This is a genomic window from Dialister histaminiformans, assembly GCF_900103425.1.
Lineage (GTDB): Bacteria > Bacillota > Negativicutes > Veillonellales > Dialisteraceae > Allisonella > Allisonella histaminiformans.
In genome coordinates, this window is the sequence record NZ_FMXA01000007.1 from 17,842 (window position 1) to 30,292 (window position 12,451).

Below are 12,451 nucleotides of genomic sequence, written 5' to 3' on the forward strand. Positions count from 1 at the left end.
CGGGTTGCTAATCCGCTTCTGTTAGGTTCCGTTTCACTTAGGCAGGGAGTCACTGCCGTTGCTTAATGCCGCAACCAGTATCCACGCTTAGAGAGCACAAGCAAGAAGCAAAAACTTTGCCAAAAGCATAGTTTCTCCTTCCGAAATGTCAATAATTTCACCCCTGGATAAGGAATGATGACATTTCTAAAAAAATTATAACATTAGCTTTTTGGGATAGTCAACTTTTGTATACAGAAAGGAAATAACAAATGAACGCTAAAGAGCTTATAGGTGAAATGGTGAACGAAAGGATGGCTAAAGGGTGGACGCAGTATCGCCTAGCCAAGAAGTCAGGAATATCAAGAGAAGCAATAGCAAAGATAGAACGTGGGAACCGTACTCCAAATTTAACTACGTTCATCGTACTTATGGGAGCAATGGGAATTGAGATAGAACTCAAAAAGGAGAGCGAAAAGAAATGAACAAAAAAAGCGGTATTAAGGCTTAAAGCTTTTTAAGAAAGGAGAATAACCATGGATGCATTTTTTACCAAGAAAGAACTGGCGAAGAGGTGGAAATGCAGTGAGTCGTCAATTAATCAGATGATCTGCGATGGCACATTGAAGCCATCCAGAAAACTTCCAGGCGTCAGATTCTCAGCTAACCAGATTTTAAAGATTGAAGAGGCATCTCCAGAAGAGCTGTCATTAATCGAGCAGCGGAAACTTAAAAGCTACATTGCAGAACTTGAGAAGGAAAACAGCGCATTGAAAGCAACGCTGCATAACGTCTGGAGCCCGCTAGTGGACTTCATGAAGGATGTGGGATAAGCGCATGAAATGGAGTGTGGCAATGAAAAAAGGATATGGAAGAAGCCTCCATACCCTTTTAACCAGACAACGGTTTTGACATTCCGCTGTTTGCCTGTTTTATTGCCAGACCCCTGCAGTTCCTCTCCGCCATCCAAAATGCGCCTAGGTCACATAATTTCAGGCATCAAAGAGCACATGGGTGTCAATCCATGCTTCTCTGGGAGTGCATCTCACTTAGGCAGTCAGGATTGCCGTTGCATTAAGCCGCAACTTGCATCAATGCTGAGTGGCACTGGCTTCGGTCAAAAATTGGCCCAAACATTGAACCAACTCCTTTCCTAAAGGCGAATAGAGATTTGCATGTCCGAAGACATACATAAGACGCCTCTATGGATATTGTACACACTTTAATATGAATAGTCAAAAATATTACACAAGATAAGGTAGTGAATGCAAATGAATGAACAAGATATTGTGTTAACAATCAAAAGAAGGCGAAAGGAATTGGGAGTTTCTCAGTACACGTTAGCCAAGGATGCAGGCATTTCCAGAGAAATGATTGCCAAATTTGAACTGGGCAAACATAGTCCGGGATTCAACAAGTTATATCAAATATGCAAAGTATTAGGGCTCGAAATTATTATCCGCCCTGAAGCGAAGAAAGGAAGTGATTCAAATGAAAAAGAGGACGATTTGGCAGCTGCAGAGCATTCAACATGAATTGGAACGGCGCCGCCAGAAGGAACTTGCCGATTCCGGTGATACTTCCAAATCCATCATCTAGCGGAGCCAGTCCCACGGCGAAGTCATTGCTTATGATAGTGCGCTGTAACTCATTAACGAATTTCTGAAAGGAAATGCGAAATCATGAAAACAAATGAAGTAAAAAAAGAGCCCAATACAAGGGCTCTGTTAAGGAGGAAAGTCAGCCAGGGAAGAGTAAAAATGCTTCTGCAGATTTCGAAAGAACTCACAGACACGGCCAGGACAGCCGAAGGAGACCTCCAAGAAAAGTATCAGAAGATTTCTGAGAAATTGGACCGGCTGATTATTGAAGAGGCTAAATTCCAAGAACAGACAATGCAAGATGTTCAGCAACAGCCTTAACGATATCCAACGAAGCCTGACCGCCAACTGCTGACAGTTTATCCTTCGTAGTTTCCCAAATAGAGGCAGACCGGACAGCATCCAGATAATCACATCCAGCATTGGTCATCCAATTCACTATAATTTGCGGATAAAAATGTCCGATTGTATTGACCTCCAAGTAATCAATATAACCGGAATCCGCCAAAAGGTATAAATGATAGTCGATGATGTCACTGTCCGGATTCAAGCCGGTAAAGGCGCTGCTATCCATGCCGGAAGGTTTATCGTTTGCCTCAATAAGTAAAAGCATATTTCTAATCAAATCAAGGTTACGTTTCATAATATCACCTCCTCCCTAAAGACATTATATCAAGGGATAGAGAAAATCTGATGAAAGGACAGGTGAAATAAGATGCGTATGAAATGGAAAAAGATTCTTGCAGTCATTGCCATTCCTGTTGCCATTGCGGCCGGGACTTATGCTTATGAGCCGCCGGCGGAGCTCATTGAGTACCGGACGGAGGCAGAGGCAGGAGACACCATTTGGAGCCTCTGCGCCAAGGTGGCCAGTGATGAGGACTGCATGGAGGAGCTTGTGTACCGGACCATGCAGGAAAACCACATCAAGGATCCTGCGCACCTTCAGCCCGGGCAGCTGATTGTGATCCATGTGAAGCCTATGAAAGGAGGTGGAAAAGCATGAAAACATCTACGGACTGCGAAAAATGCCGGTTTGAAAGCATCTGCCCCATGGCTGGCAAGCGCCAGCGCCTTGCTTTTGATGATGGTGGCCTTGGGCTTTGCCCCAAGATCCCGGAGATGAAGATTCTGCGGTGCCGGAACTGCCTGTTTTGCCATAAGACTAAAAGCATGGGGGGCACAAGCAAATACGCCATGGAAAACGGACATCCGATTTACACCTGTGCGGCGATGAATTACAACCGCATGCAGCCGGATGGAAAGCTCCCACGTACCACACCAAGGGATTGCCCTATCAAAGAGGCAAAGAGAAAAGGCCTCTGACGTCTAGCACACGTCAAAGGCCAAAGACGGAAAAAGATTTCCCGATTCATTTTACCACAGGAGGAAAGTAATGGCATACAGAGGCTGTGATTTGATTTTATCCTGCCATGAAGCAGAAAAGGACCACGCAAAGTGGTTAGAGACCCGCAACGCGGGCATTGGAGGAAGTGACGCCTCCGTCATTGTGGGTTTGAATCCATACAAATCCCCATACCAGCTCTGGCTCGAAAAAACGGGGCAGGCGGAAGCACCTGACTTGTCAGGAAACCAGTACATTTATTGGGGACATAAGAATGAAGCGAATATTGCCGACTGGTTCCAGGAAGACACAGGGAAGAAGGTGAGGAAGCTTGGCACCCTTCGGAGCCGGGCACACCCATTTATGCTGGCTAACGTTGATCGTGTGGTAGTCGGCGAAAATGCAGGGCTTGAAATCAAGACGGCAGGCGTCAGCCAGTACAAGAAATGGCAGGATGATGATGTTCCTGATTCCTACTATTGTCAGTGCCTGCACTACATGGCAGTCACTGGCGCAGATGCCTGGTACATCGCAGTTCTGCTGGGCGGGAACGAAGCCATCTGGAAGAAAATCGACCGAAACGAAGATGACATCAATGTTTTAGTAGAGGTGGAAAAGGATTTCTGGAACCATGTGCAGTTACGCACACCGCCCGCTCTTGACGGGTCAGAAAGCTGCGCTGCTGCCCTCCGCGAAAAATATCACGATAGCAAGGGTATAGAAATCCCGCTGGAAGATAAATACGACAAGCTGATTGATGAGATAAATCAGGACACGGAAACCATCAACAAGCTGAGGGAAAACATTCAATTTAGGAAAAATCAGCTTATGGATGCCATGGGCACTGCAGAACGTGCGGTTACTGCCAACCACAAGATTACCTGGAAGGCCGGAAAGCCCAGGGAAACAGTGAGCCTTTCGAAAATCAAGAAAGGCAACGCCGATATCTACGAAATGCTTAAGTCAAAGAATCTTATTTCCATTGCAGAGGCTTCCCGTATTTTGCGGATCCGGTAAAAGTCATGCTGAACATTGAAATTGTCGTTCGCGAAGCCATGCGGTACGGAAATTTCATAGCTATGAATCAGCAAACAGTTATATCAGGAGGCACTGTCTTGAGTACAGGGCGGACGTCTCCAGCATTGTTGAAATTACATCAGGGTTTAACCAAGGAGGTCACAATTATGAACACTAAAGGTGGTTTAGCTAAACGGACAGCTCAGGTAGCAGCACAGCAGAAAGATACCAGTCTGAAAGGATTAATCCGCAGTATGGAGCCGGAAATCAAGAAGGCGCTCCCATCTGTGATTACTCCGGAAAGATTCACCAGGATGGTTTTCACCGCTCTTTCCAGTAATCCAACCCTTCAGGAATGCACCCCGCAGAGTTTTCTCGGTGCGATGATGCAGTCTGCGCAACTCGGGTTGGAGCCTAACACTCCAATCGGCCAGGCGTATCTGATTCCGTACAGAAATCATGGCCGTCAGGAATGCCAGTTCCAGCTTGGGTACAAAGGCTTGATTGATTTAGCCTATCGTTCCGGCGAGATTAAAGATATTCAGGCACATGAAGTATATGAGAACGATGTGTTTGAATACGAGTTCGGACTTGAACCGAAACTGAAGCACATTCCGGCTAAAACAAACCGCGGGGAAGTCATTCTTTATTATGCCGTTTTCCACATGGTCAATGGCGGGTATGGGTTCGAGGTGATGAGCAAGGAAGACATCATCAACCATGCCAAAAGAACAAGTCAGGCATACGGTTCCTCTTACTCTCCGTGGAGCAAGTACTTTGACGAAATGGCGAAAAAGACAGTCATCAAGAAGTGCTTGAAGTATGCGCCAATTAAGACGGACTTTGTCAGGGCCGTGGCGTCCGACGAAACGATTAAGTCCCACATTGCAGAGAATATGACAGATGAACCGGACGAGACCATCACCATCGATGCTGAGGCGTCAGAAGATACGGTCCCCGCAGGCGTTGACATGGAGACAGGAGAAATAAAGAAATGAAAGATAATAAAATCAAAAGTCTGGTAACAAAGCTCGAGGACAAGTACTCCGACGTGATACTGTGCCTCTACGACAACGAAAGCGGGAAGTTTACCATGGCCGGGCGTAGCACAACCCATGGATTCCTGAGAGAGATGGCTATTCGTTGCATACTCATGCACTCAGACAAAGAAGAGGTAGCCCCGGAAGTCACACTGCTGGACATCTTATGCCGTATGACAGATATCGACAAGTCAGTAAAAGAAAATAAGGCAGTAAAAGAAAATTGAGTATTTTCAGGTAGCCGGGGCTGAACGATTCAGCCCTTCTGGCTATCTCTGGAGGTGATGAAATGGAAGGGTACATCCGGCTATGGAGGTCCCTCGCAGACAGTCCGGTCTGGACGTGCAGTACAGCCAACCAGAAAGTGGTCTTAATCACCATCCTGCTTCATGTCAGGTGGGATTCCATACTGTGGGATGTACTGGGAAAAGAGTTCACTATCGGGCCTGGGGAAATGTTCACATCCATCCGAAAACTGGCCGATATGGCAGGGGTGACACAGCGAGTTGTAAGAACGGCGTTAGACAGGTTTGAATCGGTCAACTTTTTGACACGCAAAGTGACACACCAAGGGATGCTCATTTCTGTAGTAAATTGGGGCAAATATCAAGGGTTACGTGGTTCAGGTGACACACCAAGTGACACAAAAAAGACACGCCGAGGACACACCCATGACACACCAAAGCCAAAAAAGGACACAACAATAAGAAAGAAAGTACCACAAGAAAGTAAAGAAGGTAAGAAGGTAAGAAATATATATAGCGAGATTTCAACTTTTGCCGGTTCAAATGACGAACTTAAAACCGCATTAACGGACTGGGCAGACATGAGGAAGAAATTAAGGAAGCCACTCACTGAGAGGGCATTGAACCTGAACCTCAAAAAGCTTCATGAAATGACCAACGGAAACGAAAGAATGATGATTGAGATAGTCAATCAGTCAGTTATGAACTCATGGCAGGGATTTTTTCCAGTAAAGAAACAGGCAGCATTTACCAGCAAGATGGAAGAAACAGCAAAGATGTTTGAAGAAATTAACAGAAGGAGAGGTATTGATGACAGCGAACCAGAAGATTTTAATGCTGCTGACTTCCCTTTTTAAAGGATTCACGGCAGAGCAGGCAGCGGTTTACGATCGCTTTTTAGCAGATATCCCTGCTTCTCTGCTCGAAAAGGCGGTGAGGTCGCTTATCTACACATCGAAATTCCCGCCGACGGTAGCCGAGATAAGGGCAGAGGCTGAGTGCATCTATCACAGTGCAAGCGGAGTCCAGGAGTCAGATTACTCCAGAGCATGGGGCGAGCTTAAACAGGCAATCGCACATTATGGATATGCCAGAGAGCCGCATTTTAAAGACCCGGTACTGACTGAGACGGTCAAAAGAATCGGATGGAAATCTATATGCTGCTCGCCAATCGACGATGAAGCTATCCTTCGGGCACAATTCCGCGACATATATAAGTCTGTAGCAGAGTCTGGCAGGATGCAGAAGCGGAACGATAACTTGCTTAAAGATGGCAAGGTTCAGAACCTTGTTAAAAACATGGCCGGCAGTAAAGCTCTGGAGAGTGGTAAGGCATGAAATGGGTTAATTTTACTGACAGCAATACCGGGCAGAAGTCAAAAATTCAAGTCTGTCGTATCCAGCAAGTAGGGATGTATATAAATATCGACGATGGGCAGAATGGCTTCATAACCATTAATGCCATGACATTGGGAAATGCCACGGCCATGATTGGCCAGATATACAAACTTTTTGAGGATAACGATGAAATCAAGTTTGATCAACCACTTTTATATACGCCATATGCTGGCGAAACGGGAGGTAAATCATGAATCAGGTAATTTGCAGAGGACGGCTGGGCAGGGACCCGCAGATTCGGGCAACCAGCAAGGGGACATCGGTGGCTAATTTCAGCGTGGCTTGTGACAGGGAGTATAACGGTCAAAAACTCACGGACTGGATTAATGTAGTCGCCTGGGGCCGGACAGCGGAAGCCGTTGGTAACTTTTTAAAGCAGGGCGATGACGTATTCGTCAGCGGACGCCTTGGCACCAGAAAATACACTGCTAAGGACGGGCAGATCCGATATATAACAGAAGTCACAGCTGACTTTATTGGCAAGTCAATTATCCCTGCTGCCAGAGTATCCGATCTGAATAGTTTTATGCAGTTTGGCACGGTAAGCCAGGAGGAAACACCGGCTCAGCCAGAGGTTACAAACACCGTTGCCAATGAACCGATTCCATTTTAAGGAGGTGTAACCATGATAAGCATGGATTCAGGCGCACAGATGAACTTAATTCAAGACGTAGAGAGTAAAATGGTTGAAATGTCTCGAATGATAGACATAGCACTTTACGAGATTGATGTAGAAAGTAGTGATGAAGCAGTGGATAAACTGGAAGACGCAGCCAAGCTTGTAACAGACGTCTTACGCAGTCAGCGTGGATTGATAGACGATTTTAAACGTAGAGAAGACTTTCACAATGCAGTATTTGAGGGGGCAGGAAAATGAATAACAACCTGTATATGAGTTTGGCGGCAACAACGATATATATGTTTAGCAATTTCATGCATGACAATTATATAAGGGAAAATTCACCGGCGGGAAGATTAGCAAGGATTATGCAGGCGGATATTGATTCTTTCCCAGGTAATTATTTAAATAACTTGCCAGAAGAGCGTAAGAAGATAGAAAAATATTTGATTGACAACAACGCTAGCAAAGAGCAGATAAAGGTATTTAATGAGTGCTTTACAGAATATGAAAAAGAAATTGAAAGGCTATATTCAGGCGACAAAATATTATGAAGTAGCGAAAATATACAGCAAAAAATCAGGAGGATGTAAAACATGGAAAGAACAACCGTGAAGGAACTAGTCGAAGGAACCGCCATGAAGGCGCACACAACACAGAAGCAGGCCAGAAAAGTTATTTATGCATTGATTGATGAAATGAGAGTGCAGCTTCAGCACGATAAATACGTAAGCCTCTTTGAATTTGGAACGTTAAAACCTGTAACACGAAAGGCGCGAAAAGGACATCACCCGGTAACAGGCGCAACCATCATGATCCCTGCCAAGAGAACGGTGACCTTCAAACCATCTAAAATACTCGATCTCTATATGTCAGTAAAGCCGAAAGACTAAGTAGAAGGAGGGGTAGCAATGTACTTTACAGACTTTGTAATAAACAAGTTTAAAGAACTTTCCGATAAATTTAAAAAGAAACATGATCAGTATAAGGGTCAGACATCTCAGGATGAGTTGGCCAACTTCCGCGCAGGAGCTAATCTGAAATATGGCAGGGGTGAAATGCCAGACATGTACGAGATGGCGAAAGACTATGTCAGGAAGCACATCGCCTACATTGAAACTCACGGCATAGAAGGGAAGACCGTTGAGGATAGCCTCGAGGACATCGCCGTCTATGCGGTTATCATGCTGTACATGCGATATATTTGGTCCGATGATTCAAAGGTGCTGGAAACTCCACAGTACCTGCCCTTGGAGAAGCTGCCAGGTCAGATGAGGGAAGTGGCGAATGAAGGGGCAACAGATGACTAGAAGGAATTTTTGCTGGTTCACTGACAGCGGGATGTTCAATGATGGATTCAGGAATCGATTTGAAGCGGAATGGAATGGCAAACGCGAATTAGCTGAGTTAGGTTCAGGGAACAATTACTTCTATACCGGAGAAGTCAGCCCATGGAGGCCAGACGTAAGCGGCTTTGCAGAAGAGCTGCTGAATCTAGTACAGCAGCAGGCGGACTGGGAAGCACCATCCGATGAGGCGGTAGACTGGCTGGATGATGTAGCAGAGGACGATTTTGACGAACTCGGACAGATGATGCAGCGGACTTTTAACCGATGGATTAGGAAGCATCCTGAGTACAAGCTTGATTTTTTCGAGGTGGAGAATGTCAGAGGGGTAGAACTGCATGAAGCTAATTTATGAAGGTAAACTCCCATCACTCAACGAGTTGGTAGACAAGGGCAGAACGAATCGATACGTTGGGGCCAGATTTAAAAAGAGATTGACCAACAAATTGGCATGGATCTTTAAAGCGCAGGCCAAGGGCAAGCGATACCAGGAACATGTCAACATAGCGATTCATTGCTATGAAGGAAGCTACCGACGAGATGATGACAACGTCCTGTCAGGTGCCTGCAAGGTCATACTGGATTCCCTGCAGGTAGCAGGAATCATCAAAAACGACAGCCCAAGATATGTACATCTAAAACCCGAGCGGTTCCAGAGCGAGGACAAGAGCTACTACACCGTTGTCGAGATAGAGGAGGCGGACGAATGAGAAGAGTACGGAATAAACGGCTTAAACGAAATATCGTCGAATATATGAAACACGAAAAAATGATAAATCGACTAGTTCAGAAGTTCATCCAGCAGTGGGGCTGTAAACCTCTCAGTTGGAGAAGGAACGCCAGAACGCGGATATTTGTAAAGGCTTATGCCCTTCAGCTCAGGAGGAGAAAATGACAGCAGAAAATAAACAGTTTTTTATGAAGAAGATTAACGGCGTGCGTGAATACCTGGCTTTTGTAAAGCAGGCCTATCTGGATGAAGAAGGAAATATCGAGATGCTTGAGTATGGCAAGGCCATGGGCTGCCTGGATGCCATGGAGAACGTGCTGAAGGAGGAACAGGATAGTGATTGAGTACATTTTAGGGGCGTTCAGCGGTGGATTTCTGGTATGTATGATCATGAGCGTGTTTGTGGGTAGGCCTTCCGTAATCCGCGAAAAAGAAAAGGAACTTGAAGAGCCAAGCTATCATCCGGACATTTACCGGGATACTGACGACGATTGGGAGCTTTGACATGACAGTAAAGGATTTTTTGAAGGACGTATATAAGCAGGGGGTATATCTCCGGACGCTCAAGACGACAAAGGAAAAACTTCTGGAGGATATAGCCTCACCCAAGGCCATGGCCTATGACGACGTTAAAGTTGACTCTTCCGCCCAGTCTGACCTGTCTGACAAGCTCCTGCAGATTTACGCCGAACGTGACCGCTTGAGCGAAAAGATCCTGAAGGCTATGGCAGAGGTGCTGGAGCGCAAGAAGATAGCTATAGAGCTCATTAACCGGCTGACTTCCTATGAAGAGCGGGTAGTGCTTATGGAGCATTATTTGAACTGCAGGGAGTGGGAAGATATAGCCCGGACTATGAGCTACTCCGTGTCACGGGTCTATTTTTATCACGGCATGGGTTTGCAGGAACTCCGCATGCTGACAGGCGACGTCGTAGTTTTGGGGGATTCATGCGAGAACAAAAGACAGTAGTAAAAAATAATTTTACCTGTGCTAAAATGGTATTGTGGGAATGACGGGAAGCGGAATCTCGTGATTGACCTCCTTAAACGTTTTGACGGGCAGCGTACAAACCCGTCGCCATAAATTATGAAATGGGACCTTACAAGGGTCCTTTTTTATTGCAGTAAAAGGGGATGGTGGTGATTATGTGAGCCGCAAAGGGTTAACTGAAAAGCAGGAAAGGTTTATTGATTTCTATATCGCAACCGGGAACGCCTCCGAGGCTGCACGAAGAGCCGGATATGGTGAGGGAAGTATTCCGTGCGCTTCTAAATGGATTAATCCCCAAGAATCCCAATTTAAACCGTACTTAAAAGCAGCTATCGATAGCAGATTGAAAGAACTGGAGTCAGAGCGCGTTGCGGATGCAAAAGAAGTGATGCAGTTTCTTACCTCCGCCATGAGAGGCGAGACGGAGGAAGAAGTTATCGTTGTTGAGAGCGTTGGAGAAGGGCTCAGCGAGGCCAGAGTGATGACAAAGCACTTATCAGGGCGTGATCGTCTGGATGCTGCCAAACAATTGGCTAAACGCTACGGTTTGGACTCTGCAGCGATTGAAAATATTGATGAAGGGCCGGTTATTCTGGAAGGGGGTGACACTATCCGTGATTAAAGTAAACGTACCAGATATTGTCGGTGGCGGATACGGGACGTTTTGGAGGTGGCGCGGAAGGTATCGCGTGGTTAAAGGCAGCCGTGCAAGCAAGAAGAGCAAGACAACGGCACTCTGGTACATCTATAACATGATGAAATATCCCGCGGCCAACCTTCTGGTTGTACGTAAAGTGGCCAGAACCTTGCAGAATTCCTGCTTTTCTGACTTACGATGGGCCATTGAGCGTCTGCATGTCGGACGTTACTGGAAAGCTACACGGAGCCCGATGGAGATAACATTTTTACCGACGGGGCAAAGGATTCTTTTCGCGGGGCTTGATGATCCGTTAAAGATTACATCCATTTCCGTGCCGAAAGGAGTCCTCTGCTGGATGTGGCTTAACATTACCGGGTCACATTAAACTTCTCTAATTGCTGGGACATCCTAACGTAAAGACGAGGACAATCAGCAGCGAAGCTATTTGACAAAAAAATGTCAAATAGAACGTTCAACGACTATCGAACGCAGAAAGGGCACTCGAAAGAGCGTCCTTTTTAGTTAGTAGAGTAGGGCTTAAGCAAGCCCGAAACGGGGAGTGCATCTCGCATGAGATGTAAAGATATAGTCTGCTCTAGGTGGAAACACTTAGAGGGTAAACGGAAGCGGTTTACCCGTAACATTTGGCGAGGAAGCCTATGAAATAGCGAGGGAAACTGACTTTGACAGGTTAGATGAATCTATACGAGGACTTCTCCCTGAGGGCCTTTTTACTCAGGTAACGATAACTTTTAATCCATGGAGCGACAGGCACTGGTTAAAAAAACGGTTCTTCGATACTCCGGATGATAATACCCTGGCAATGACAACGAACTACATGTGTAATGAGTTCCTGTCGCCATCTGACCTGGCATTGTTCGAGGCGATGAAGAAGAATCCGAAACGTTACCGGGTAGCAGGATTAGGAGATTGGGGTGTTGTTGAAGGCCTTGTTTATGATAACTGGGAAGAAAAGTCGTTCAATATTGATGAGGTCAGAGCGCTCCCAGGCATCCGTTCTGCGTTTGGCCTAGACTTCGGTTACACCAATGACCCGACGGCCCTTTTTTGCGGTCTTGTGGATAAAGGCAGCCGGATGATTTATGTATTCGATGAAATCTATGAACGGGGTTTGACCAATCAAAACATAGCTAAACTCCTTATAAAGCGAGGCTATAGCAAAGAAAGAATTATTGCCGATGCTGCTGAACCAAAGTCCATTGCAGAACTGCGTGAAGCTGGCATTGGAAGAATACATTCTTCCAGAAAAGGGAAGGATAGTATCAACAACGGGATTCAGAGAATTCAGGATTTTCATATCATTGTTCATCCTCGGTGCGTCAACTTCTTAACGGAAATATCGACGTATCAATGGGGGGCAGACAATAAGACAGGCGTGCTGATTAATAAGCCTGTGGACTATAACAACCATCTGATGGACGCCATGAGATACGGAATCATGGATGCTGTTCAGGAAGATGGTTTTTCATTTAATTAACT

General features: G+C 45.8%; 25 protein-coding genes and 1 pseudogene. 25 read left to right on the top strand and 1 reads right to left on the bottom strand.

All coding sequences use genetic code 11. From position 1 onward, the window contains the following. Window positions 1–251: 251 nt before the first annotated feature. The 4 genes from BLQ79_RS03130 (at window position 252) to BLQ79_RS03145 (ending at window position 1,901) form a co-directional block, all read left to right on the top strand. Window positions 252–464 carry a helix-turn-helix domain-containing protein gene (locus BLQ79_RS03130; RefSeq protein WP_091363776.1) on the top strand — a complete coding sequence of 71 codons (213 nt, stop codon included), beginning with the start codon at window positions 252–254 and terminating at the stop codon, window positions 462–464. Between the two features lie 51 nt (window positions 465–515). Next, window positions 516–812 carry a hypothetical protein gene (locus BLQ79_RS03135; RefSeq protein WP_091363778.1) on the top strand — a complete coding sequence of 99 codons (297 nt, stop codon included), beginning with the start codon at window positions 516–518 and terminating at the stop codon, window positions 810–812. A 438-nt stretch (window positions 813–1,250) separates the two neighbouring features. Continuing rightward, complete coding sequence (locus BLQ79_RS03140) at window positions 1,251–1,514, top strand: helix-turn-helix domain-containing protein (RefSeq protein WP_200779818.1); 264 nt, start codon at window positions 1,251–1,253, stop codon at window positions 1,512–1,514. 147 nt (window positions 1,515–1,661) lie between these two features. Continuing rightward, window positions 1,662–1,901, top strand: a complete 240-nt coding sequence (locus BLQ79_RS03145; protein WP_091363782.1) for a hypothetical protein — start codon at window positions 1,662–1,664, stop codon at window positions 1,899–1,901. Here BLQ79_RS03145 and BLQ79_RS03150 read toward each other — a convergent pair. Beyond that, window positions 1,855–2,223, bottom strand: coding sequence for a DUF2513 domain-containing protein (locus BLQ79_RS03150; protein WP_091363784.1), 369 nt, complete (start codon window positions 2,221–2,223; stop codon window positions 1,855–1,857). The genes BLQ79_RS03145 and BLQ79_RS03150 overlap by 47 nt on opposite strands. Before the next feature lie 78 nt (window positions 2,224–2,301). Here BLQ79_RS03150 and BLQ79_RS03155 point away from each other — a divergent pair, with 78 nt between their 5' ends. The 21 genes and pseudogenes from BLQ79_RS03155 to BLQ79_RS08485 form a co-directional block, all read left to right on the top strand. Further along, entirely contained in the window at window positions 2,302–2,586 is a 285-nt protein-coding gene (locus BLQ79_RS03155) for a LysM peptidoglycan-binding domain-containing protein (protein ID WP_143270053.1), read from the top strand. Continuing rightward, a complete protein-coding gene (locus BLQ79_RS03160; RefSeq protein ID WP_091363789.1) occupies window positions 2,583–2,906 on the top strand; it encodes a hypothetical protein in 324 nt (107 codons plus the stop codon). Before BLQ79_RS03155 ends, BLQ79_RS03160 begins: the two co-directional genes overlap by 4 nt. 70 nt (window positions 2,907–2,976) lie before the next feature. Beyond that, window positions 2,977–3,942 carry a YqaJ viral recombinase family nuclease gene (locus BLQ79_RS03165; RefSeq protein ID WP_091363791.1) on the top strand — a complete coding sequence of 322 codons (966 nt, stop codon included), beginning with the start codon at window positions 2,977–2,979 and terminating at the stop codon, window positions 3,940–3,942. A gap of 167 nt (window positions 3,943–4,109) precedes the next feature. Then, entirely contained in the window at window positions 4,110–4,940 is an 831-nt protein-coding gene (locus BLQ79_RS03170; protein WP_091363793.1) for a recombinase RecT, read from the top strand. Continuing rightward, entirely contained in the window at window positions 4,937–5,209 is a 273-nt protein-coding gene (locus BLQ79_RS03175) for a hypothetical protein (RefSeq protein ID WP_091363795.1), read from the top strand. Before BLQ79_RS03170 ends, BLQ79_RS03175 begins: the two co-directional genes overlap by 4 nt. Window positions 5,210–5,271: 62 nt before the next feature. Further along, the gene (locus BLQ79_RS03180; RefSeq protein WP_091363797.1) at window positions 5,272–6,084 is read left to right on the top strand and encodes a helix-turn-helix domain-containing protein; all 813 of its coding nucleotides are present in this window, start codon (window positions 5,272–5,274) and stop codon (window positions 6,082–6,084) included. Next, window positions 6,038–6,565 (top strand): hypothetical protein, encoded by a 528-nt coding sequence (locus tag BLQ79_RS03185; protein WP_091363799.1) that lies wholly within the window; start codon window positions 6,038–6,040, stop codon window positions 6,563–6,565. Before BLQ79_RS03180 ends, BLQ79_RS03185 begins: the two co-directional genes overlap by 47 nt. Next, on the top strand, window positions 6,562–6,819 hold the full coding sequence (locus tag BLQ79_RS03190; RefSeq protein ID WP_091363801.1) for a hypothetical protein: 258 nt from the start codon (window positions 6,562–6,564) through the stop codon (window positions 6,817–6,819). Before BLQ79_RS03185 ends, BLQ79_RS03190 begins: the two co-directional genes overlap by 4 nt. Beyond that, the gene (locus BLQ79_RS03195; protein WP_091363802.1) at window positions 6,816–7,238 is read left to right on the top strand and encodes a single-stranded DNA-binding protein; all 423 of its coding nucleotides are present in this window, start codon (window positions 6,816–6,818) and stop codon (window positions 7,236–7,238) included. The genes BLQ79_RS03190 and BLQ79_RS03195 overlap by 4 nt, the downstream gene beginning before the upstream one ends. Window positions 7,239–7,250: 12 nt before the next feature. Continuing rightward, a complete protein-coding gene (locus BLQ79_RS03200) occupies window positions 7,251–7,502 on the top strand; it encodes a hypothetical protein (protein ID WP_091363804.1) in 252 nt (83 codons plus the stop codon). Then, entirely contained in the window at window positions 7,499–7,798 is a 300-nt protein-coding gene (locus BLQ79_RS03205; RefSeq protein WP_091363806.1) for a hypothetical protein, read from the top strand. Before BLQ79_RS03200 ends, BLQ79_RS03205 begins: the two co-directional genes overlap by 4 nt. A 42-nt stretch (window positions 7,799–7,840) precedes the next feature. Beyond that, a complete protein-coding gene (locus BLQ79_RS03210; RefSeq protein ID WP_091363807.1) occupies window positions 7,841–8,137 on the top strand; it encodes an HU family DNA-binding protein in 297 nt (98 codons plus the stop codon). A gap of 18 nt (window positions 8,138–8,155) precedes the next feature. Then, the gene (locus BLQ79_RS03215; RefSeq protein ID WP_091363809.1) at window positions 8,156–8,554 is read left to right on the top strand and encodes a hypothetical protein; all 399 of its coding nucleotides are present in this window, start codon (window positions 8,156–8,158) and stop codon (window positions 8,552–8,554) included. After that, window positions 8,547–8,945, top strand: coding sequence for a hypothetical protein (locus BLQ79_RS03220; RefSeq protein ID WP_143270055.1), 399 nt, complete (start codon window positions 8,547–8,549; stop codon window positions 8,943–8,945). The genes BLQ79_RS03215 and BLQ79_RS03220 overlap by 8 nt, the downstream gene beginning before the upstream one ends. 91 nt (window positions 8,946–9,036) lie before the next feature. After that, window positions 9,037–9,300 (top strand): RusA family crossover junction endodeoxyribonuclease, encoded by a 264-nt coding sequence (locus BLQ79_RS03225; RefSeq protein ID WP_143270057.1) that lies wholly within the window; start codon window positions 9,037–9,039, stop codon window positions 9,298–9,300. A gap of 181 nt (window positions 9,301–9,481) precedes the next feature. Beyond that, window positions 9,482–9,664 (top strand): hypothetical protein, encoded by a 183-nt coding sequence (locus BLQ79_RS03235; protein WP_091363815.1) that lies wholly within the window; start codon window positions 9,482–9,484, stop codon window positions 9,662–9,664. Beyond that, window positions 9,657–9,824, top strand: a complete 168-nt coding sequence (locus tag BLQ79_RS08245; RefSeq protein ID WP_159427826.1) for a hypothetical protein — start codon at window positions 9,657–9,659, stop codon at window positions 9,822–9,824. The genes BLQ79_RS03235 and BLQ79_RS08245 overlap by 8 nt, the downstream gene beginning before the upstream one ends. A gap of 1 nt (window position 9,825) precedes the next feature. Beyond that, complete coding sequence (locus BLQ79_RS03240) at window positions 9,826–10,290, top strand: hypothetical protein (protein WP_091363817.1); 465 nt, start codon at window positions 9,826–9,828, stop codon at window positions 10,288–10,290. 178 nt (window positions 10,291–10,468) lie between these two features. Then, on the top strand, window positions 10,469–10,933 hold the full coding sequence (locus BLQ79_RS03245) for a terminase small subunit (RefSeq protein WP_159427827.1): 465 nt from the start codon (window positions 10,469–10,471) through the stop codon (window positions 10,931–10,933). Further along, the gene (locus BLQ79_RS03250) at window positions 10,926–11,336 is read left to right on the top strand and encodes a phage terminase large subunit (RefSeq protein WP_234944906.1); all 411 of its coding nucleotides are present in this window, start codon (window positions 10,926–10,928) and stop codon (window positions 11,334–11,336) included. The genes BLQ79_RS03245 and BLQ79_RS03250 overlap by 8 nt, the downstream gene beginning before the upstream one ends. Window positions 11,337–11,606: 270 nt before the next feature. Then, window positions 11,607–12,449 (top strand): annotated as a pseudogene (locus BLQ79_RS08485) (PBSX family phage terminase large subunit); the annotation flags it as partial. Window positions 12,450–12,451 lie beyond the last annotated feature (2 nt).

Coding starts and splice junctions, on each gene's coding strand:
- BLQ79_RS03130 (WP_091363776.1), top strand. CDS start 252: ATGAACGCTAAAGAGCTTATAGGTGAAATGGTGAACGAAAGGATGGCT.
- BLQ79_RS03135 (WP_091363778.1), top strand. CDS start 516: ATGGATGCATTTTTTACCAAGAAAGAACTGGCGAAGAGGTGGAAATGC.
- BLQ79_RS03140 (WP_200779818.1), top strand. CDS start 1,251: ATGAATGAACAAGATATTGTGTTAACAATCAAAAGAAGGCGAAAGGAA.
- BLQ79_RS03145 (WP_091363782.1), top strand. CDS start 1,662: ATGAAAACAAATGAAGTAAAAAAAGAGCCCAATACAAGGGCTCTGTTA.
- BLQ79_RS03150 (WP_091363784.1), bottom strand. CDS start 2,223: ATGAAACGTAACCTTGATTTGATTAGAAATATGCTTTTACTTATTGAG.
- BLQ79_RS03155 (WP_143270053.1), top strand. CDS start 2,302: ATGAAATGGAAAAAGATTCTTGCAGTCATTGCCATTCCTGTTGCCATT.
- BLQ79_RS03160 (WP_091363789.1), top strand. CDS start 2,583: ATGAAAACATCTACGGACTGCGAAAAATGCCGGTTTGAAAGCATCTGC.
- BLQ79_RS03165 (WP_091363791.1), top strand. CDS start 2,977: ATGGCATACAGAGGCTGTGATTTGATTTTATCCTGCCATGAAGCAGAA.
- BLQ79_RS03170 (WP_091363793.1), top strand. CDS start 4,110: ATGAACACTAAAGGTGGTTTAGCTAAACGGACAGCTCAGGTAGCAGCA.
- BLQ79_RS03175 (WP_091363795.1), top strand. CDS start 4,937: ATGAAAGATAATAAAATCAAAAGTCTGGTAACAAAGCTCGAGGACAAG.
- BLQ79_RS03180 (WP_091363797.1), top strand. CDS start 5,272: ATGGAAGGGTACATCCGGCTATGGAGGTCCCTCGCAGACAGTCCGGTC.
- BLQ79_RS03185 (WP_091363799.1), top strand. CDS start 6,038: ATGACAGCGAACCAGAAGATTTTAATGCTGCTGACTTCCCTTTTTAAA.
- BLQ79_RS03190 (WP_091363801.1), top strand. CDS start 6,562: ATGAAATGGGTTAATTTTACTGACAGCAATACCGGGCAGAAGTCAAAA.
- BLQ79_RS03195 (WP_091363802.1), top strand. CDS start 6,816: ATGAATCAGGTAATTTGCAGAGGACGGCTGGGCAGGGACCCGCAGATT.
- BLQ79_RS03200 (WP_091363804.1), top strand. CDS start 7,251: ATGATAAGCATGGATTCAGGCGCACAGATGAACTTAATTCAAGACGTA.
- BLQ79_RS03205 (WP_091363806.1), top strand. CDS start 7,499: ATGAATAACAACCTGTATATGAGTTTGGCGGCAACAACGATATATATG.
- BLQ79_RS03210 (WP_091363807.1), top strand. CDS start 7,841: ATGGAAAGAACAACCGTGAAGGAACTAGTCGAAGGAACCGCCATGAAG.
- BLQ79_RS03215 (WP_091363809.1), top strand. CDS start 8,156: ATGTACTTTACAGACTTTGTAATAAACAAGTTTAAAGAACTTTCCGAT.
- BLQ79_RS03220 (WP_143270055.1), top strand. CDS start 8,547: ATGACTAGAAGGAATTTTTGCTGGTTCACTGACAGCGGGATGTTCAAT.
- BLQ79_RS03235 (WP_091363815.1), top strand. CDS start 9,482: ATGACAGCAGAAAATAAACAGTTTTTTATGAAGAAGATTAACGGCGTG.
- BLQ79_RS03240 (WP_091363817.1), top strand. CDS start 9,826: ATGACAGTAAAGGATTTTTTGAAGGACGTATATAAGCAGGGGGTATAT.